The 18,522-nt window shown below is 65.6% G+C and carries 18 protein-coding genes; 16 read left to right on the plus strand and 2 right to left on the minus strand.

The window, feature by feature from the left end:
- Nucleotides 1-155 precede the first annotated feature (155 nt).
- The 8 genes from ndk (at nt 156) to moeB (ending at nt 8,130) form a co-directional block, all read left to right on the plus strand.
- Nucleotides 156-581, plus strand: a complete 426-nt coding sequence (gene ndk / locus ACR9ZH_RS01495) for a nucleoside-diphosphate kinase (RefSeq protein ID WP_481288990.1) — start codon at nt 156-158, stop codon at nt 579-581.
- Nucleotides 578-1,714 (plus strand): dual-specificity RNA methyltransferase RlmN, encoded by a 1,137-nt coding sequence (gene rlmN / locus ACR9ZH_RS01500; RefSeq protein WP_481289027.1) that lies wholly within the window; start codon nt 578-580, stop codon nt 1,712-1,714. Before ndk ends, rlmN begins: the two co-directional genes overlap by 4 nt.
- Complete coding sequence (gene pilW, locus ACR9ZH_RS01505) at nt 1,704-2,474, plus strand: type IV pilus biogenesis/stability protein PilW (protein ID WP_481288991.1); 771 nt, start codon at nt 1,704-1,706, stop codon at nt 2,472-2,474. Before rlmN ends, pilW begins: the two co-directional genes overlap by 11 nt.
- 89 nt (nt 2,475-2,563) lie before the next feature.
- Nucleotides 2,564-3,517 carry a helix-turn-helix domain-containing protein gene (locus ACR9ZH_RS01510; RefSeq protein WP_481288992.1) on the plus strand — a complete coding sequence of 318 codons (954 nt, stop codon included), beginning with the start codon at nt 2,564-2,566 and terminating at the stop codon, nt 3,515-3,517.
- A 151-nt stretch (nt 3,518-3,668) separates the two neighbouring features.
- Complete coding sequence (locus ACR9ZH_RS01515) at nt 3,669-4,319, plus strand: YfgM family protein (protein ID WP_481288993.1); 651 nt, start codon at nt 3,669-3,671, stop codon at nt 4,317-4,319.
- Nucleotides 4,316-5,515 (plus strand): outer membrane protein assembly factor BamB, encoded by a 1,200-nt coding sequence (gene bamB, locus ACR9ZH_RS01520; RefSeq protein ID WP_481288994.1) that lies wholly within the window; start codon nt 4,316-4,318, stop codon nt 5,513-5,515. The genes ACR9ZH_RS01515 and bamB overlap by 4 nt, the downstream gene beginning before the upstream one ends.
- 21 nt (nt 5,516-5,536) lie before the next feature.
- Entirely contained in the window at nt 5,537-6,934 is a 1,398-nt protein-coding gene (gene der, locus ACR9ZH_RS01525) for a ribosome biogenesis GTPase Der (RefSeq protein ID WP_481288995.1), read from the plus strand.
- Nucleotides 6,935-6,960: 26 nt separating this feature from the next.
- Nucleotides 6,961-8,130, plus strand: a complete 1,170-nt coding sequence (moeB, locus tag ACR9ZH_RS01530) for a molybdopterin-synthase adenylyltransferase MoeB (RefSeq protein ID WP_481288996.1) — start codon at nt 6,961-6,963, stop codon at nt 8,128-8,130.
- Between the two features lie 19 nt (nt 8,131-8,149).
- Here moeB and ACR9ZH_RS01535 read toward each other — a convergent pair whose 3' ends face one another.
- A complete protein-coding gene (locus tag ACR9ZH_RS01535) occupies nt 8,150-8,728 on the minus strand; it encodes a GNAT family N-acetyltransferase (RefSeq protein ID WP_481288997.1) in 579 nt (192 codons plus the stop codon).
- Nucleotides 8,729-8,782: 54 nt separating this feature from the next.
- On the opposite strand from ACR9ZH_RS01535, the gene folD reads away from it, so the two are divergent.
- The 6 genes from folD (at nt 8,783) to ACR9ZH_RS01565 (ending at nt 16,136) form a co-directional block, all read left to right on the plus strand.
- Entirely contained in the window at nt 8,783-9,637 is an 855-nt protein-coding gene (gene folD / locus ACR9ZH_RS01540; protein WP_481288998.1) for a bifunctional methylenetetrahydrofolate dehydrogenase/methenyltetrahydrofolate cyclohydrolase FolD, read from the plus strand.
- Between the two features lie 150 nt (nt 9,638-9,787).
- Nucleotides 9,788-11,242 carry an IMP dehydrogenase gene (gene guaB / locus ACR9ZH_RS01545; RefSeq protein WP_481288999.1) on the plus strand — a complete coding sequence of 485 codons (1,455 nt, stop codon included), beginning with the start codon at nt 9,788-9,790 and terminating at the stop codon, nt 11,240-11,242.
- Nucleotides 11,243-11,331: 89 nt separating this feature from the next.
- Nucleotides 11,332-12,888, plus strand: a complete 1,557-nt coding sequence (guaA, locus tag ACR9ZH_RS01550; RefSeq protein ID WP_481289000.1) for a glutamine-hydrolyzing GMP synthase — start codon at nt 11,332-11,334, stop codon at nt 12,886-12,888.
- Between the two features lie 339 nt (nt 12,889-13,227).
- Nucleotides 13,228-15,033: a sensor histidine kinase gene (locus ACR9ZH_RS01555; protein WP_481289001.1), complete on the plus strand. Its 1,806-nt coding sequence runs from the start codon at nt 13,228-13,230 to the stop codon at nt 15,031-15,033.
- Nucleotides 15,026-15,394: a response regulator gene (locus ACR9ZH_RS01560; RefSeq protein ID WP_481289002.1), complete on the plus strand. Its 369-nt coding sequence runs from the start codon at nt 15,026-15,028 to the stop codon at nt 15,392-15,394. Before ACR9ZH_RS01555 ends, ACR9ZH_RS01560 begins: the two co-directional genes overlap by 8 nt.
- Before the next feature lie 16 nt (nt 15,395-15,410).
- Entirely contained in the window at nt 15,411-16,136 is a 726-nt protein-coding gene (locus ACR9ZH_RS01565; protein ID WP_481289003.1) for a DUF72 domain-containing protein, read from the plus strand.
- A 19-nt stretch (nt 16,137-16,155) separates the two neighbouring features.
- Here the strand turns inward: ACR9ZH_RS01565 and ACR9ZH_RS01570 are convergent, their stop codons facing one another.
- Nucleotides 16,156-16,899 (minus strand): SDR family oxidoreductase, encoded by a 744-nt coding sequence (locus ACR9ZH_RS01570; protein ID WP_481289004.1) that lies wholly within the window; start codon nt 16,897-16,899, stop codon nt 16,156-16,158.
- A gap of 101 nt (nt 16,900-17,000) precedes the next feature.
- Between ACR9ZH_RS01570 and ACR9ZH_RS01575 the strand changes: the two genes are divergently transcribed.
- Together ACR9ZH_RS01575 and ACR9ZH_RS01580 are read left to right on the plus strand one after the other, a co-directional pair.
- Nucleotides 17,001-17,912: an AraC family transcriptional regulator gene (locus ACR9ZH_RS01575; protein ID WP_481289005.1), complete on the plus strand. Its 912-nt coding sequence runs from the start codon at nt 17,001-17,003 to the stop codon at nt 17,910-17,912.
- 12 nt (nt 17,913-17,924) lie between these two features.
- Entirely contained in the window at nt 17,925-18,521 is a 597-nt protein-coding gene (locus tag ACR9ZH_RS01580) for a 2'-5' RNA ligase family protein (protein ID WP_481289006.1), read from the plus strand.
- Nucleotide 18,522 lies beyond the last annotated feature (1 nt).

Consider the following 18,522-nt stretch of genomic DNA (forward strand, 5'->3'; position numbering starts at 1 on the left):
CCGACCCTGCAAAGCGGTTGCGCTTGAGCTAGAATCTGTCAAGATTTCGTGTGCTAAGTCAGTCATTCAGGACGGCTTTAGCCGTAAACTCCCACCGGGCGTCCTCGCGGGCGCCGGCATTTTTCTGTCTTTCATTCCATTCCCGGAGCACCCGTATGGCGCTGGAGCGCACCCTTTCGATCATCAAGCCGGATGCCGTCAAGAAGAACGTCATCGGTGAAATCCTTGCCCGCTTCGAGAAGGCCGGCCTCAAGGTCGTGGCGGCGCGCATGGCGCAGCTGAGCCGCGCCGAAGCCGAGGGTTTCTACGCCGTGCACAAGGAGCGTCCGTTCTTCAAGGCGCTGGTCGACTTCATGGTCTCCGGCCCGGTCATGATCCAGGTGCTGGAAGGCGAGGGCGCCATCCTCAAGAACCGCGATCTCATGGGTGCCACCAATCCGAAGGAAGCCGCCGCGGGAACGATCCGCGCCGATTTCGCCGAATCGATCGACGCCAACGCTGTCCACGGCTCCGACGCCGCCGAGACCGCCGCTGTCGAGATCGCCTATTTCTTCCGTACGACGGAAGTCGTTTCGCACTGAGTAACGCCGTGAACACGCCTGCCGAAAAGGTCAACCTGCTCGACTTCGACCGCCAGGGACTGCGCGATTTCTTCGCCCAGCTCGGCGAGAAGCCGTATCGCGCCGAGCAGGTGATGAAGTGGATCTACCACCGCCTCGAAAGCGATTTCGAGAAGATGACCGATGTCGGCAAGGCGTTGCGTGAAAAGCTCAATGCCAGTTGCTACGTGGGCCCGCCGAAGACCGTGTTCGAAAAGGCCGCGGTCGACGGCACGCACAAGTGGCTGCTGGGCATGGATGGCGGCAACGCCATCGAGACGGTGTACATCCCGGAGCCGACCCGAGGCACCCTGTGCGTGTCCTCGCAGGTCGGCTGCGCCCTGAACTGCCAGTTCTGCTCCACGGCCACCCAGGGCTTCTCGCGCAACCTTTCCACGGCCGAGATCATCGGCCAGGTCTGGGTCGCGGCCAAACATCTCGGCAACGTGCCGCACCAGCAGCGCCGCATCACCAACGTGGTGATGATGGGCATGGGCGAGCCGCTGCTGAACTTCGACAACGTGGTCAAGGCCATGAGCCTGATGCGCGACGACCTCGGCTTCGGCCTGGCGAGCAAGCGCGTCACGCTGTCCACCGCCGGCCTCGTGCCGATGATCGACAAGCTCTCCGCCGAGAGTGACGTGTCGCTCGCCGTATCGCTGCACGCGGCCAACGACGAGTTGCGCACCGAGCTGGTGCCGCTGAACAAGCGCTACCCGCTGGCCGAACTGATGGGTGCCTGCGAGCGCTACATCCAGCGCGCGCCGCGTACCTCCATCACGTTCGAGTACACGCTCATGAAGGGCGTGAACGACCAGCCCGAGCATGCGCGCCAGCTCATCAAGTTCATGCGCCGCCTGCCGGGGGCGAACAAGGTCAACCTGATTCCGTTCAATCCGTTCCCCGGCACGCGCTTCGAGCGCTCCGGGCAGGACGAGATCCGCGCGTTCCAGACCCAACTGCTCAACGCCGGCGTGCTCACCATGCTTCGCCGCACTCGTGGCGACGACATCGACGCCGCCTGTGGGCAGTTGAAGGGGCAGGTCGTGGATCGCACCCGTCGTCAGGCGGAATTCCGCAAGAAACTCGGAGAGGGAGTGGTGAATGCGGCTTGAGCGGTGGGGGTTGCTGGCGGCGCTCGCGTTTGCGTGCGCCGGCTGCGTGGGGGACGGCTCGGGGCTGCGGCCCTCGTCGGCCACCGATGATCGTGCCAAGGGGGCCGAGGTCCATACGGAGCTGGGCCAGCGCTACATGCAGAGCGGCGACCTCAAGGGCGCTATGGAAAAACTGCAAAAAGCGCTGCAGTTCGACCCCAAATACGTTCCCGCGCACACGGTGATCGCCGTGCTCTACGAGCGCATCAACGACCCGGTCAATGCCGAACTGCACTACCGCAAGGCCGTGGAGTTCGACCCGAAAAAGGGCTCCGTGAACAACAATCTTGCCGTTTTCCTGTGCAAGGAACACCGTGCGGCGGAGGCAAAACCCTATTTCGATCGGGCGCTTGCAGACCCCTTCTACGAAACTCCGGACCTCGCGCTGACGAATGCCGGCACCTGCCAGCTGCAGTCGCAGGATTACGATGCCGCGGAGGCGTACTTCCGCAAGGCGCTCGATCGCAATTCGAATAACGCCGATGCCCTGTATCAGATGGCACACGTGTTGTACCTTAAGAACGATGCATTCCGGGCGCGTGCCTTCCTGCAGCGCTACGAGGCGCTGGGGGCGCCGAGCCCGGATTCGTTGAAGCTCGGTCACGATATCGAGCTCCGTCTGGGCAACGGGGAGGGTGCCCAGGACTACGCCAAACGCTTGCGCGAAGGGTTCCCGGATTCGGATCCCGCGCACGCACTCGAAGCCACCGCACGTCAATGACCCCAGTATCTTCGAATTCTTCCGGTCGGGACGGACGCGAGCAGGACATGTTCGCGGGGCTCGAGCCTAACGCAGCCAGGGAAAACGCCATGGAATCCCAACTCGATGCGCCCGCTGACGAGGGCAAGGTGCTGATCGACAACACGCCCACCGCCGGCTTTGGCGCGCGGCTGCGCGCGGCCCGCGAGGCCCGCGGTTACAGCATCGAAGCCTGCGGCCAGGCACTGCGCCTTCCGACCCGCCTCCTGCGCCAGCTCGAGGCCGGCGAGTACGGCGGCATCGACTACCAGGTCTACCTCGCTGGGTACCTCAGCAAGTACGGCCGCCACGTCGGCGTGGAAGAAGAGGCCATCCAGGCCGAACTCGCCCGCCTCACGCCGCGCCAGCCGGAGCTCGTGGTCACCGGTGGCGTATCGCACTCCCGATACCTGTTCGAACGCTACCTCACCGCCGCGACCTACGTGGTGCTGACTGCCGTCATCGTGGTACCGATGGTGTGGCTGGGCGTGCGCGGCACGCTCGATCGCGACATGGTGCGCCTGTCGCCGCTGGACGCCACCCCGGTGGCGCAGCAGGACGCCCCGGCGTCGGCGTCCAGCGCCGGCGTAGCCGCTACGGATGCCAAGCCCGCTGCCACTGAGCCGCGTCCCGAAGACCAGCAGCCCCTCATGGCATCGATGGCCATGTTCCCCCCGCTGGATCACGGCAGCGCCAACAAGGCGCCGCTGGCTTCCGCCGCGCCGGCGCCGGAAGCCAATGCCGGAGCGCAGGGTGGTCACAGCCTCACGCTGAACCTGCCCTCCGCCAGCTGGGTGGAAGTCACGGCCGCCGACGGGTCCCGCCTGGAATACGGCATCCTTCCCGCCGGCACGCAGAAGTCCTACCGCAGCGACGCGCCGCTCGATGTGCGCATCGGCAACGCGAGCGGCGCCCAGGTGTCGATCGACGGCCAGCCCGTGCAGCTCGACACGTTCCGCCGCGCCAATGTAGCCCGTTTCCGCGTCGACGTTCGCGACGGCAAAGCCTCGCCAGTCGCTTTCTGATCCCTCCGGCTCGCTGCGCGGACGCCGCGCGGCGCCGCCCACCCGTGCTTTTCGGGTATCCTTGCCTATTGACCCGTGCCGCCGTCCCCGATGGCTGGCGCGGGCTCGTTCCTTCCCTCGGTTTGCTGCGCGGAGCGCAGTAGGTGATTGCATGGCATTCGACGTATACGACGATTACGAACAAGGCGAACGCGTCCAGCAGTGGCTGCGCAACAATGGCGTTTCGATCGCCGTGGGCATCGGCCTGGGCCTTGCGCTGATCTTCGGCTGGCAGCAGTGGAAGTCGCACCGCGCGAACCACGAGCAGGCCGCCGCCTCCGAGTATTCGGCGTTGCAGCTCGCCGTGTCGCAGAGCCGCGGCAACGAGATCGACATGCGTACCGAGAACCTCCTGAAGGACTACTCGGACACGGCCTGGTCCGTGTTCGCCGCCGGCGAACGCGCGCAGCGCAACGTGATGGCCGGCCAGCTCGACAAGGCCGCGGGGGACCTGGACTGGGCCAAGGCGCATGCCAAGGATCCCACGCTGAAGGCGCTCGTCGAGTACCGCGCCGCCCAGCTGAAGTACGCGCAGGGTAAGCCGCAGGAAGCTATCGCCGCACTCGACGCCATGGACGCCAAGGCATTTGTCGCGCTCTCGCAGGAACTCCGTGGCGATGCGCTGGTCAAGCTGGGTCGTCCCGACGATGCGCGCAAGGCCTACCAGGCGGCCATCGCCGCCATGGGCGACAGTGCACCGCAGCGCGGTGTGGTCCAAACCAAACTCGATGATCTGGCCACGGCCGGGAAGCAGGGTGCATGAAACGTTTCTGGGCAATCGCGTTGACTTCGTCGCTGGCCGTGCTGGCCGGCTGCCACTCGTTCAAGAAGGAAAACGTCGAACCGCCGACCCCGCTCGACAAGAAATTCGAGCCCACGCTCAAGGTCGAGCGCGTATGGAAGTCCAGCATCGGTGACGGTGCCGCCGAATCCGGCGTGCGCATGCGTCCGGTGGTCTCGGACGGCGTGCTGTACGCCGCCAGCACCGACGGCAAGATCGCCGCGTTCGACGCCGCGTCCGGAAAGAAGCTGTGGTCGAAGAGCACGCGCCAGCATGGCTGGTTCGGCTGGGGCGACGCCAAGCGCGAAGACGCCCGCTTCTCCGGCGGTCCGGGCGCCTCGGGCGACCTCGTGGCCATCGGCACGCTCGACGGCCACCTGTACGGCATCAATGCGAAGGACGGCGAGCGCCGCTGGGCCGCGGAGGTTTCCTCGGAAGTCATCACGGCGCCGGTGATCGTGGGCGATCTCGTCGTGGTCCGCTGCAACGACGGCCGTGTCTACGGCATCGACGCCAAGTCCGGCGAGCGCCGCTGGGTGTACGACCAGTCGCAGGTGCCGCTGCTCAGCCTGCGCGGCAACGGCCGCCTGCTCGTCGCCAATGGCGTGGTGTTCTTCGGCAGCGATGCCGGCAAGCTGGTGGCCCTTCGCCTCGACAACGGCGAGAAGCTCTGGGAACAGACGCTCGCCACCGGCGAAGGCCGCACCGAGATCGACCGCCTGGCCGACGCGGACGGCGCCCTGGTGCTCGACGGCAGCACGCTGTACGGTGCCGCCTACCATGGTCAGCTGACCGCGATCGACGGTCCCAGCGGCCGCCCACTGTGGAACCATGCCCTTTCCACCTTCACCTCGCTCGACGTGCACGGCAATGCCGTCTACGGCGTGGACGACGTGTCTCAGGTCGTGGCCTACGACAAGTCCGGCGGCGCCAACATCTGGAAGCAGGACGGGCTGAAGTACCGCTGGCTCACGGGGCCGGCGGTGCAGGGCAACTACGTGGTAGTCGGCGACCTCGACGGTCACATCCACTGGCTCAACGGTGCCGACGGCAAGATCGTCGCCCGCGAGCGCCTGTCCAAGAAAGCCATTCGTGCCCAGCCTCTCGTGGTGGGCGACACCGTTTACGTCGAGGATGTCGAGGGCCACATCGGCGCCTACCGCATCCCGGCGAACTGATCCAAGGAATGATGTACCCCCATGTTGCCCGTCGTCGCTCTGGTCGGCCGCCCCAACGTCGGTAAGTCGACCCTCTTCAACGCGTTGACGCGCAGCAGGGACGCCCTCGTCGCCGATATGCCCGGCGTCACCCGCGACAGGCACTACGGTGTCTGCCGCCTCGGTCCCCGGCCCTTCGTGGTCGTGGACACGGGTGGCCTGTCTGGCAGCGACGAAGGTATGGAAGGCCTCACCGCCCAGCAGGTTCGCGCCGCCATCGCGGAAGCGAACCTGCTGGTCTTCGTGGTCGATGCGCGCGAGGGCATCCTGCCCCTCGACGCTTCGATCCTCAGCGAGCTCCGCCGCAGCGGCAAGCCGATCATCGTCGTGGTCAACAAGACCGACGGCGTGGACGAAGGCGTCGCGCTGGGTGAATTCGCCTCGTTCGGCATCGCCGAGACCCTGCCTGCATCCGCCGCGCACAGCCGCGGCGTCGACACGCTCGTGGCAAAGGCGCTGCCGTACCTCCCGGACGACCGCGACGACGATCCCGCCCTCGAAGACCAGGGCATCCGCGTGGCGATCGTCGGCCGCCCGAACGCCGGCAAGTCCACGCTCATCAATCGCCTGCTGGGCGAGGACCGGCTCATCGTGTCGGACCTCGCGGGTACCACCCGCGACCCGATCCGCGTCTCGCTGGAGCGTGACGGCCGCCGCTATACGCTCGTCGACACCGCCGGCGTCCGGCGCCGGTCGCGCGTGGAAGAGGCAGTAGAAAAGTTCAGCGTCATCAAGACGTTGCAGTCCATTGCTGCCTCGCAGGTAACGGTCGTGATGATCGATGCGCGGGAGAACCTCGCCGACCAGGACCTCACCCTCATCGGCCATGCCATCGAGGAAGGCCGCGCGCTGGTGATCGCCGTCAACAAGTGGGACGGCATGGACAGCTACCAGCGCGAGCAGACACAGAAGGCCCTCGAGCGCCGCCTGCAGTTCGCCGAGTGGGCGAAGACGGTATTCATCTCGGCGCTGCACGGCTCGGGGCTGCGCGAACTGATGAAGGCCGTGGTCCGCGCCCACGCTGCGGCGACGAAGGTGCTCTCCTCGAGCGAACTCACGCGCACGCTTGAGAAGGCCTATGAGGCCTATCAGCCGCCGCTGGTCCGTGGCCACGCACCGAAGCTGCGATACGCGCATCCTGGCGGGTCGAACCCGCCGACGATCGTCATCCATGGCAGCCGCACCAAGCATATTGCGCCGGCGTATCGTCGTTACCTGGAAGGCTTCTTCCGGAAGCGCTTCCGCCTTGAAGGGACGCCGGTCCGCATCGATTTCCGCGACGGCGAGAATCCCTTCGCCGGAAAGAAAAACGTCCTGACGGAAGGCCAGCAGCGCCGCCGCCAGCGCATGATTCGTAACGCGAAGCGACGCGAGAAGTAAGCGTCGCTCTCGCGGAGGAGCGAGGCATGACCGAGGACCTCAACCGCGACCGCTGGCTGGCCGACATCCGCTCGAAAGTAGGCGAGGTCGCAGCCACCGAAGCATTGGCCCGCCAACTGGGCGGCGCCTTGCTCATCGACGTGCGCGAGGACAACGAGCGCGCCAGCGGCGTGCCGGCCGGCGCCCTGGGGCTCTCGCGCGGTTTCCTCGAACTTCGTATCGAACAGACCGAGCCGGATCGGCAGCGCGAGATCCTCGTGCTGTGCGGCAGCGGGCAGCGTTCGTTGCTTGCCGCCGAAGCCCTGCAGCGCATGGGGTATCGGCGGGTATCGTCCGTCGCAGGTGGCATGGGCGCATGGAAGGCCGCCGGCCTGCCGGTGGCTGCCGGCGCACTCGATCCGGATGCGGCCGAGCGTTATGCGCGGCAGGTCCTGTTGCCCCAGGTCGGCGAAGCCGGGCAGGCGAAGCTCGACGCCGCGCGTGTAGTCGTGGTCGGTGCGGGTGGTCTCGGGGCGCCGGCCTTGCTGTACCTGGCCGCTGCCGGCGTCGGCGACATCACCCTGATCGACGACGATCGGGTCGAGCGTTCCAACCTGCACCGGCAGGTGATTCATGCGGACTCCCGCGTGGGACTCGGCAAGGCGGAGTCGGCGCGGATGACCCTGGCAGCCCTGAACCCGCGCGTCAGGGTCGGGGTGGTCGCCGAACGTCTGCGGGCGGAGAACGTCGAGGCGCTGATCCGCGGCCACGACGTGGTGATCGACGGCGCCGACAACTTCGCCACGCGCTACCTCCTGGCGGCAGCCACGCGCCGGCTCGGTCTACCGATGGTCTATGCGGCCATCGAGCGCTTCAGCGGCCAGGCGAGCGTGTTCGACCCGCGCCGCGAGGATTCCCCTTGCTATCGCTGCCTGTTCCCGGAGCCGCCGTCCGCGGCCGACGCGCCGAATTGCAGCGAGGCGGGCGTGCTGGGCGTGCTGCCTGGGCTGGTCGGCCTGGTCCAGGCGACCGAGGCGCTGAAGCTGCTGCTCGGCATTGGCCAGCCGCTGGTCGGGCGCCTCCTGACCTACGACGCGCTGGGCATGCGCTTCCGCGAGCTGACGTTGCGCCGCGATCCGCATTGTCCCGGTTGTGGCCCCGGGGCGCGCTTCGGAGGGTACGTCGACCTCGAGCGCATGTGCGCCGCGGCAGGCTGAGGTGCGTTAGCGCACTTTCCTACGGAGCAGGTATTCCAGGGTCTCCCCGGACCACCGAATACATTGCAGCGTCCAAAGGCTCACCCCTAACAATCAATCGTTTGCGAAGCATTCCTTCGAACACACCTCCAAGTCGTTCAGCCGTGCGCCGGCTTGGCAGGTTGTGTTCCGCCGCCACGATCTCCAGGCGGACCACCTTCACGGCAGCGAACGCGAAGCCGATCGCCAGACGTCCGGCCCGGGTAGCGATGCCACGGCCCTGTTCCGACTGCCGTACCCAGTACCCCAGGTTGGCGAAGCGCTGTTCCTTGTTACGTTGGTTCACGCCCATCCCGCCAAGCAGGCGGTCCGTCTTCGCATCGACGATCAGCATCTCGAAGCCGTCGGCGAGCAACCAGGATTTGCGGGCCGCTTCCATCCAAGCTTCCGCGTCAGCGCTGGCGTATCCGGCGTGGCACCAGTCCTGCCAGCGGCCCACGGTTTCCACCGACTCCCGCACGGCCTCTGCCAGCGCATCGGCATCGCCGCGGCGATGCGCGCGCAGGGAAACGACGCCATCGGTCAGGCCGGTCGGGTAGGAAAGGGTATCGATGCTCATGCATCCATTCTAACGATCAGCGATAATGCGCCGCTTTCCGCACGGCGATATCCCATGACCGCACGCATCCTCGACGGCAAGCGCATCGCCCACGAACTGCTCGAGCACATCGCCCGCCGCGTCGAGCGACGCGTGGCGGCTGGCAAGCGCGTTCCCGGCCTGGCCGTGGTGCTCGTGGGCGACGACCCGGCCTCGGCGGTTTACGTCAGGAACAAGCGCCGCGCCTGCCAGCAGGTGCACTTCGAATCCTTTGGTTACGATCTGCCGGCGTCCACTTCGCAGGCCGAGCTTTTCGCGCTCATCGACAAGCTCAACGCGGATCCGGCCGTGCACGGCATCCTCGTACAGTCGCCGCTGCCCGGGCATATCGACGAGGACGCGCTGGTCGATCGCATCGATCCGGGCAAGGACGTCGACGGCTTCCAGGCGGTGAACGTCGGCCGGCTCGCGCTGCGCCGTTTCGGTCTGCGACCGTGCACCCCGAAGGGCGTGATGACCTTGCTGGGCCATACGGACCGGCCCGTACGCGGCCGCCATGCGGTGATCGTCGGCGTGTCCAACCACGTGGGTCGTCCTCTCGCCCTGGAGCTTCTGATTGCTGGCAGTACAGTGACTTGCTGCCACAAGTTCACGCAGGATCTCGCGGGATTTGTACGTCAGGCCGACATCCTCGTCGTGGCTGCCGGCAAGCCGGGGCTGGTGAAGGGCGAGTGGGTGAAGCCGGGTGCGGTGGTGGTGGACGTCGGGATCAACCGTCTCGAGGATGGCCGCCTCGTGGGCGACGTCGAATTCGCGCCGGCCGCGGAACGCGCGTCCTGGATCACGCCGGTACCGGGCGGCGTCGGCCCGATGACGGTGGCGACCCTCATGGAGAACACCCTGGAAGCCGCCGAGGCCCTCGACCCCTGACTGTAGGAGCGCGCTTGCGCGCGACCGCCCTTCGCATCTCCGCAACAGGTCCTGTTGCTCTTCGCGAAAACCTGTCGCGTGCAGGCGCGCTCCTACCCAATGGGTGCAACGCACGCTATAATGCCGCGATTTACTCGCGGGACTAATGCTATGCGCATCCTTGCCGAGGCACTCACTTACGACGACGTGTTTCTGGTTCCCGGTCACTCCACGGTCATGCCGCGCGATGTGGACACCTCGACGCGCTTCACGCGCGGTCTCCGCCTGAACATCCCCATCGTGTCCGCCGCCATGGACACCGTCACCGAGGCCCGCCTCGCGATCACCATGGCGCAGAACGGCGGCATCGGCATCATCCACAAGAACATGTCGTTCGAACAGCAGGCCGCCGAAGTGCGCCTGGTGAAGAAGTTCGAAGCCGGCGTCATCCGCAATCCCATCACCGTGCGCCCCGACACTTCCATCGGCGAAGTGCTCCAGCTGACCCGCGCGCACAACATCTCCGGCGTGCCGGTGGTCGACGGCGAAAAGCTCGTCGGCATCGTCACCAGCCGCGACCTGCGTTTCGAGCGCAAGCACGACGATCCCGTCCGCAACATCATGACCCGCGAAGACCGCCTGGTCACGGTGGGCGAGGGCGCGTCGCACGACGAAGTGCTGCAGCTGCTGCACAGGAACCGCATCGAGAAGGTCCTGGTCGTCAACGAGGGTTTCCAGCTCCGTGGCCTCATCACGGTGAAGGACATCCAGAAGGCCCGCGACAATCCGAACGCCGCCAAGGATTCGCATGAGCGGCTGGTCGTCGGCGCCGCGGTCGGCGTGGCAGGCGACACCGAGCAGCGCGTGGAAGCACTGGTGGAAGCCGGCGTCGACGTCATCGTGGTCGACACGGCCCACGGCCATTCGCAGGCAGTCATCGACCGCGCCGGCTGGGTCAAGAAGCGCTACCCGCAGGTGCAGGTGATCGCCGGCAACATCGTCACGGGCGAGGCGGCGCGTGCGCTGCTGGACGCTGGCGTCGATGCGGTGAAAGTCGGCGTGGGCCCCGGCTCCATCTGCACCACGCGTATCGTCACCGGTATCGGCGTGCCGCAGATCACCTCGATCGACCTCGTGGCCACCGCGCTGAAGGGCGAGATCCCGCTCATCGCCGATGGCGGCATTCGCTACTCTGGCGACATCCCCAAGGCGCTCGCCGCCGGTGCGTCTTCGGTGATGCTCGGCTCCATGTTCGCCGGTACCGAAGAGGCGCCGGGCGAGGTGGAACTGTTCCAGGGCCGTTCGTACAAGAGCTACCGCGGCATGGGCTCCATCGGCGCCATGCAGCTGGGCTCGAAGGACCGTTACTTCCAGGACGAGGCGGATGCCGACAAGCTCGTGCCGGAAGGCATTGAGGGTCGCGTGCCGTATCGCGGTCAGCTGCGCAACATCATCCACCAGCTGATCGGCGGCCTGCGTGCCTCGATGGGCTACATGGGTGCGGCCACGGTGGAAGAGATCCACGCCAAGGCCCAGTTCGTGAAGGTGACCGGTGCCGGTGTGCGCGAAGCGCATCCGCACGACATCCAGATCACGAAGGAAGCACCGAACTACCGCCTGGACTGACGCCTCCGGGCGCTCACTCCAGGTGACCCAGGACGCCCGCCGCAAGTGGGCGTTCTGCTTTTCAGCATCATCAAACTGCAGGCTGCCAGATGACCGACATTCACAGTGACAAGATCCTCATCCTAGACTTCGGTTCGCAGTACACGCAGCTGATCGCCCGCCGCATCCGCGAGATCGGCGTCTATTGCGAAGTCTGGGCATGGGATCATGCGCCGGAAGAGATCCGCGGCTTCGCGCCGCGCGGTGTCATCCTTTCGGGCGGCCCGGAATCGGTCACCGAGGACGAATCCCCGCGCGCGCCGCAGGTAGTGTTCGATCTGGGGGTGCCGGTGCTCGGCATCTGCTACGGCATGCAGACCATGGCCGAACAGCTCGGCGGCAAGGTGGAGGCTGGGCACCATCGCGAGTTCGGCCCCGCTACGATCACCTTCGGCAACTGCGCCCTGTTCGAAACCGTGGTGCAGGACGGCGAATCGCTCGGCGTGTGGATGTCGCATGGTGATCGCGTCACCGCGATCCCGGAAGGTTTCAGCGTCACCGCTTCCACGCCGAGCCTGCCCCTGGCCGCGATGGCCGACGACGCGCGCCGCTTCTACGGCCTCCAGTTCCACCCCGAGGTGACGCACACCAAGCGCGGCATGGAACTGTTGCGCCGCTTCGTCGTCGACCTCTGCGGCTCCGCGACCCTGTGGGATGCCGCGCACATCATCGACGACGCCGTGGAGCGCGTGCGCGCCCAGGTCGGCAGCGACCGCGTGCTGCTAGGCCTCAGCGGCGGCGTGGATTCCTCCGTGGTGGCGGCGCTGCTGGAAAAGGCGATCGGCGACCAGCTCACCTGCGTCTTCGTCGACACGGGCTTGCTGCGTTACCAGGAAGGCGACCAGGTCATGTCGACCATGGCCGAGCACATGGGCGTTCACGTGATTCGCGTGGACGCCAGGCAACGCTTCTTCGACGCGCTGGCCGGCGTGGAAGATCCGGAAGCGAAGCGCAAGGTCATCGGCCGACTGTTCGTTGAAGTATTCGACGAGGAGTCGTCGAAGCTCGAGGGCGTGAAATGGCTGGCCCAGGGTACGATTTATCCCGACGTGATCGAATCGGCCGGCAGCAAGACGGGCAAGGCTCACGTCATCAAGAGCCACCACAACGTGGGTGGCTTGCCCGAGCACATGAAGCTCAAGCTGGTTGAGCCCTTGCGCGAACTGTTCAAGGACGAGGTGCGCCGCATCGGCGTCGAACTCGGCCTGCCGCGCGAGATGGTCTACCGCCACCCGTTCCCGGGTCCTGGCCTGGGTGTGCGCGTGCTCGGCGAAGTGAAGCCGGAGTACGTTGACCTGCTCCAGCGCGCGGACAACATCTTCATCGAGGAACTGCGGGCCCACGGGCTGTACGACCGGGTGAGCCAGGCCTTCGCGGTATTCCTGCCGGTACGATCGGTGGGCGTCGTCGGCGACGGCCGTGCTTACGAATGGGTGATAGCGCTGCGCGCCGTGGAGACGATCGACTTCATGACGGCGCATTGGGCGCATCTGCCGTACGACTTCCTTGATAAGTGCTCAACTCGTATTATCAATGAGTTGCGTGGTATTTCTCGGGTTGTTTATGACATCTCCGGGAAGCCGCCGGCGACGATTGAGTGGGAGTGACGGGGACGCGACCAGCTAGCGATCCGAGTTCGAGCGCGCAGAGGCGGCGACCACCGGACTAACCGCGGCCCTCGTTGCAGAAAAAGGGGGGGCGGCACCGTTATCTGCATGTGAAGGCGCCTGTATCAGGATGGCGGTTGCTACCGACGTCTCACTTCGTACACTCGCTCCCCGGTATATGAGGACCCGTGATCGCTCGAGCGACGGACCATGGGGACTCGGACGAGGGCAGGCGGCGGCCGCAGGGCGCCACGCGATACTTCATAATCGACGGTTCGCTCCGGCAGAGTCCGGGGCGTTACAGTACCCGGTCGAGCAGCAATGGAAGGTCTCAGAGCCATGTCGAACGTCGAGAAATTCCCCACCGGTCAGCGTGCGCTGACCGAGTTCGAAGCGCTTGTCGCGGCCGGTCCCACTGTGCTGGAGGCCATTCCTGGCGCCGTCTACCTGTGCGACCGCGACGGCTGGCTCGTTGCCTTCAATGCGGAGGCCGCCGGTCTCTGGGGTCGCACGCCTGATCTGGACGGCGCGAGGGAGCGTTTTTGCGGCTCGCACCGCCTGTTCCTGCTCGACGGCACGCCGCTGCGGCCTGAAGAGTGCCCGATGGCAGATGCGGTACGCCTGGGCACCGCGACGAGGAACGCCGAGGTCATCATGGAACGCCCCGACGGCTCCCGCTTCACGGCCCTGGTCAATATCCGGGTCCTGAAAGATCGTCATGGCGCCGTGCAAGGAGCAATCAACTGCTTTCAGGACATCTCGGCCCAGAAGGCGGCCGAGGAAGAGGCCCGCCGCAAGAACAGGGACCTGGAAGATTTCTTCGACAACGGCGCCGTAGGGCTGCACATCGTCAGTGGCGAAGGCATCATCCTGCGGGCAAACCAGGCGGAACTGGACCTGTTGGGGTACAAGGCCGAGGAGTATGTCGGCCGCCACATAGCCGGATTCCACGCAGATGCGCCGGTCATCGGCGAGATTCTCCAGAAGCTCTCGCGCGGCGAGCCCATCGAGCGCCATCCCGCGCGGCTTCGCGCGAAGGATGGTTCCATCAAGCATGTGCTCATCACGTCGAACGGCCGCTTCAACGACGGAAAGTTCGTCAACACGCGCTGCTTCACGATGGACGTGACGCATCTGCATGAAGCCGAAGTCGCCCGTCGCGACAGCGAGCAGCATATGCGGGACCTGTTGGAAGCCCTGCCGGCCGCCGTCTACACGACGGACGCGAATGGACGGATCACGTTCTTCAACAAGGCCTGCATCGAGATGGCTGGCCGTACGCCGCAGCTTGGCGACGAATGGTGCGTTACATGGCGGCTCTATACCTCCGACGGCGTGCCCTTGCCTCATGACCAGTGCCCGATGGCGGTGGCGTTGAAGGAAAACCGGCCTGTGCGGGGCGTCGAAGCCATGGCGGAACGTCCGGACGGAACGTTCGTGCCGTTCACGCCGTACCCCACGCCACTGCACGACGCCAATGGCAAGCTGATCGGTGCGATCAACATGCTCGTGGACATCAGCGAGCGCAAGCGGGCGGAAAACCGGCAGAAAACGCTGATCGACGAATTGAACCACCGGGTGAAGAATACCCTGGCGATCGTCCAGTCATTGGCGATGCAGACGGTTCGCCACTCGGACGACTTGCAGGATTTCAGCCGGCGGTACGAATCGCGGCTGATCGCACTGGCCCGTGCGCACGATCTCCTGACGACACGGCATTGGGAAAACGCTCCACTCGACTTCCTGGCGCGGGAAATCCTGGCGCCCATGCCGGATGCGGAAAAGCGAGTCCACATCCAGGGCCCGGCGGTCAAGCTGAACCCGAAAGAGGCGCTCAGCCTGACGATGGCCTTGGGCGAACTCGCGACCAACGCCGCAAAATACGGCGCCTTGTCTTCCGAGGCCGGGGAATTGGCGTTGAGCTGGCAGGTGCGGGAGGATGCGGATCCGGCAACGGTAGAGCTCACCTGGCAGGAACGGGGCGGGCCGCCGGTGCAAGCGCCGACACGGCGGGGGTTTGGCTCGCGGCTTATGGAGCGCTGTGTCGAGCGTGACCTGAACGGCAAACTCGACCTGGTCTTCGAGCCCGATGGGCTGTATTGCCAGATGAGCATTCCTTTGCGAGGAGCGGCGCTGAATGGTTGAGTTGACCGGCCTTCGAGCCCTGGTGGTCGAAGATGAAGGGGGCGTGGCGCTGCTCATCGAGGCGATGCTGGAAGAGTTGGGCTGCGAAGTCGCCGCATCCGTGGGCTCGCTGCCCAAGGCCCTGGAGATCGCGGACAGCGAGTCCTTCGATTTCGCGGTGCTCGATGTGAACATCGTCGGGGGACTGGTATTTCCCGTCGCCGAGGTGCTGCGACGTCGCCGGCTGCCATTCGTCTTCAGCACGGGCTATGGTCGCATGGGCGTTCCGGATGTCTTCAAGGACTGCGCCGTCCTGAGCAAGCCGTTCGCCATGCCGGATCTGGAGCAGGCGCTCCGTCTGGCTTTGCAGCAACCCTGCTGACAGCGCATCCGCAGTCATGCAACCCAGCATCCGCATCGGGTGTGCCGGCTGGTCGCTTCCATCGAAGGTAGCCAGCCTGTTCCCACCGGAAGGCAGCCACCTGCAGCGTTACGCACAGGTGTTCCCGTGCGTGGAAATCAACTCGTCCTTCTATCGGTCTCACCAGCCGAAGACCTACCTGAGCTGGGCGGAGAGCGTGCCAAAGGGATTTCGCTTCAGCGTAAAGATGCCGCGCACCGTCACTCACGACCTGAGATTGCGACAGTGCGAAAGGCCTGTACGCGACTTCCTCGATGAGATCGCGTCGCTTGGGAATACGCTGGGCTGCGTCCTCGTTCAACTGCCACCGAGCCTGGCGCTCGACAAACGAGGCGCCACGGCCTTCTTCTCATTGCTGCGCCGATGCACGCAGGTACCCATCGCTTGTGAACCCCGGCATGCGACCTGGTTCACTCCCTTGGGCAGCGCCATCCTGAGGGATGCGGGCATTGCCTGCGTGCAGGCGGATCCGCCGCCTGTCGCCGATGCCGATTGTCGAGGCGATCCTGCGCTTCTCTATCTGCGCCTGCACGGCACACCCCATGTCTATTATTCGGCCTACGACGACGCATTCCTCGAACGTGTTGCGGTGCAGATACGCCGCGCACACGCGGAGAAGAGGGAGGTCTGGTGCATCTTCGACAATACGGCGCGGGGCGCGGCCGTGCCCAACGCGATGACGTTGCTGGAGCGATTGGCTTAGGTTCACTGCCTGCTGCCGATCATCGCGCCTCAGCCCAGGCAACGGCATCCTCACCTGCGGGAATCCGCAGCGGACTCGCGGGATCGGTGACGGCGCGCCACACGGCCTCGGCCACATCCGGGGAGCGGGTCATCGGGCCCGGCTCGCTCAAGCTGGCCATAAAACCCTGCACGAGGTCGGCATAGGCTTCGTGGTCGAGGCCCTGCATATGGGCGCGGCCGTTTTCGGCGAAACGGGTTTCGGGCGAACGGCCTGGCAGTACCAGGTGCGCGCGCACGCCAAACTGTACGAGTTCCAACGCCATCGACGCCGTGAATGCGTTGACCGCCGCCTTGCTCGCCGTATAAGCCGAGACCAGCGGGATCGACCGCAAGGTGACGCTCGAGGTGACGTTGACCACCACTCCTGCGCGGCGCTGCCGGAACTGCGGCAACACCGCCTGCGTCACGGCCATCGTGCCGAACGTATTGGTTTCGAAGACCTCGCGCGTCGTCGTCATCGGGGTCACCTCGAAGGGTGCCGCCGCGCCGATACCCGCGTTGTTGACGAGCGCGTCTATCGGACCTGCGGCCTCGACGGCCCGCCGGATGCTTTCCGCATCCGTCACGTCGAGCGCGAGCGTGCGCAGACGGTCCGAACGGGGCAGCACGTCCTCGCGTGGCGTGCGCATCGTGGCGACCACGTTCCAGTCGCGATCCAGGAAGTATCTTGCGATTTCAAGGCCAAAGCCGGACGAACATCCGGTGATCAGAATGGTCTGCATGGGTCTCTCTCGGGTGGTTGGTGGGGACAACGACACGATAGATCGCTCCACTCGGACCCTCTATAATCCGAAGTCCGCAAATAATTAGCGAGAGTCCGAAGATGATCGATCCGCTCGCGGAGGTCGTCACGCTGCTCCAGCCGAGCGCCCGGTATTCGAAGCTGGTTTCCGGTGCCGGGCCCTGGCGTGTCAGCCGCTCGGACGCCGGACATCCCTTCTACTGCGTCGTTCTCGAGGGTGCTTGCGTCCTCGAGGTCGAAGGGCGCGGTCCTCTCGAACTCCGCGCGGGAGATTTCGTCCTGGTTCCGGATGCCTACGGCGTAGCGATGTCGAGCGTCGCACCGATGCCACCCGGCGCTCCTGATAGCGTGCCGGTCGTGCTGGCCGCCGGCGAATTCCGCATCGGCGACGTGGACGGCCCCACCGACCTGCGCATGCTCGCCGGCCATTGTGTCTTCGGCTCTCCAGACGCCGCCTTGCTGGTGTCGCTGCTTCCCCAGGTCGTGCACGTGCGCGGCGAACCGCGCTTCGCCATCCTGGTCCAGCTCGTGAGGGACGAGTTCCAAAGCCAGCGTCCGGGGCGCGAGGTCATCCTCGCCCACCTGCTTGAAGTCCTGCTGATCGAGGCGCTGCGATCCACGGCCACGACCGCGGACTCGCACGGGCTCGTGCAAGGGCTTGCCGACGAACGTCTCGCCACGACCATTCGCCTGATGCACGAAAGTCCGACGGCGGCATGGACCGTTGCGCAGCTGGCGAAGGAGGCCGCACTTTCACGCTCGGCATTCTTCGAGCGATTCAGCCGGACGATCGGCATGGCACCGATGGAATACCTCACTCGCTGGCGGATGGCCTTAGCCAAAAACATGCTCCGGCGCGGCGATGTGGGGATCGCCGAAGTTGCGGAACGTGTCGGTTACGGCTCCGCCAGTGCTTTCAGTGTTGCGTTTACCCGCCACGTCGGGCTTCCCCCGGCCCGGTACGCACGCGAGCAGTTGTTGTCTGATGTCTGATGGGAGCGAAGGGTGACCCAGCACGATCTTTTTGGCGAAACGCCGGCGCATGTGACGAGTGCCGCGCAGCCGCGCCAACCCTCGGCGGCGATGCGGCACACCTGGTTCTTCGCCTTGCGACCATCGCCCGACGATGCCCGCCGCATTCATGCGTTTGCGGGGGAATTGTTTGAGCGTCATGGCGTGCCGGGAAAACGCCACGATCCGGACCGTCTACACATCACGCTTGCCCTGGTCGGAGACGACCCCGATGCCAGCATCGTGGACGCGGCGTGCCGCGCGGCGGATTCGATCTCCTTACCTGGCCTCGACGTATGCTTCGACACCGCCATGACGTTCTCCGGCGGCGCGCTCGTGTTGGTGGGCGGCGAAGGCATGGACGCGGTACGCACGTTGCGTACCGCGCTTGCCTGCGCATTGGCCGACAGGGGATTTAAGCTGCCACGTGCCTATGAGCCGCACATGACCTTGTGCTACGACCCGCGACACCGCCTGGCGAAAACGCCGATTGAGCCGGTCGGTTTTCGTGTCGAGGAGTTTGCACTGGTCAAGAGCTATGTGGGGCTTTCACGCCACGAGGTTTTGAATACGTGGCGCTTGACCGGTTGAT

It is taken from the genome of Luteibacter sp. SVR4-7G (assembly GCF_056755555.1).

What these genes read in the sequence shown, in the direction of transcription:
- ndk (WP_481288990.1), top strand. Translation starts at nt 156, where the DNA reads ATGGCGCTGGAGCGCACCCTTTCGATCATCAAGCCGGATGCCGTCAAG.
- pilW (WP_481288991.1), top strand. Translation starts at nt 1,704, where the DNA reads ATGCGGCTTGAGCGGTGGGGGTTGCTGGCGGCGCTCGCGTTTGCGTGC.
- ACR9ZH_RS01510 (WP_481288992.1), top strand. Translation starts at nt 2,564, where the DNA reads ATGGAATCCCAACTCGATGCGCCCGCTGACGAGGGCAAGGTGCTGATC.
- ACR9ZH_RS01515 (WP_481288993.1), top strand. Translation starts at nt 3,669, where the DNA reads ATGGCATTCGACGTATACGACGATTACGAACAAGGCGAACGCGTCCAG.
- bamB (WP_481288994.1), top strand. Translation starts at nt 4,316, where the DNA reads ATGAAACGTTTCTGGGCAATCGCGTTGACTTCGTCGCTGGCCGTGCTG.
- der (WP_481288995.1), top strand. Translation starts at nt 5,537, where the DNA reads ATGTTGCCCGTCGTCGCTCTGGTCGGCCGCCCCAACGTCGGTAAGTCG.
- moeB (WP_481288996.1), top strand. Translation starts at nt 6,961, where the DNA reads ATGACCGAGGACCTCAACCGCGACCGCTGGCTGGCCGACATCCGCTCG.
- ACR9ZH_RS01535 (WP_481288997.1), bottom strand. Translation starts at nt 8,728, where the DNA reads ATGAGCATCGATACCCTTTCCTACCCGACCGGCCTGACCGATGGCGTC.
- folD (WP_481288998.1), top strand. Translation starts at nt 8,783, where the DNA reads ATGACCGCACGCATCCTCGACGGCAAGCGCATCGCCCACGAACTGCTC.
- guaB (WP_481288999.1), top strand. Translation starts at nt 9,788, where the DNA reads ATGCGCATCCTTGCCGAGGCACTCACTTACGACGACGTGTTTCTGGTT.
- guaA (WP_481289000.1), top strand. Translation starts at nt 11,332, where the DNA reads ATGACCGACATTCACAGTGACAAGATCCTCATCCTAGACTTCGGTTCG.
- ACR9ZH_RS01555 (WP_481289001.1), top strand. Translation starts at nt 13,228, where the DNA reads ATGTCGAACGTCGAGAAATTCCCCACCGGTCAGCGTGCGCTGACCGAG.
- ACR9ZH_RS01560 (WP_481289002.1), top strand. Translation starts at nt 15,026, where the DNA reads ATGGTTGAGTTGACCGGCCTTCGAGCCCTGGTGGTCGAAGATGAAGGG.
- ACR9ZH_RS01565 (WP_481289003.1), top strand. Translation starts at nt 15,411, where the DNA reads ATGCAACCCAGCATCCGCATCGGGTGTGCCGGCTGGTCGCTTCCATCG.
- ACR9ZH_RS01570 (WP_481289004.1), bottom strand. Translation starts at nt 16,899, where the DNA reads ATGCAGACCATTCTGATCACCGGATGTTCGTCCGGCTTTGGCCTTGAA.
- ACR9ZH_RS01575 (WP_481289005.1), top strand. Translation starts at nt 17,001, where the DNA reads ATGATCGATCCGCTCGCGGAGGTCGTCACGCTGCTCCAGCCGAGCGCC.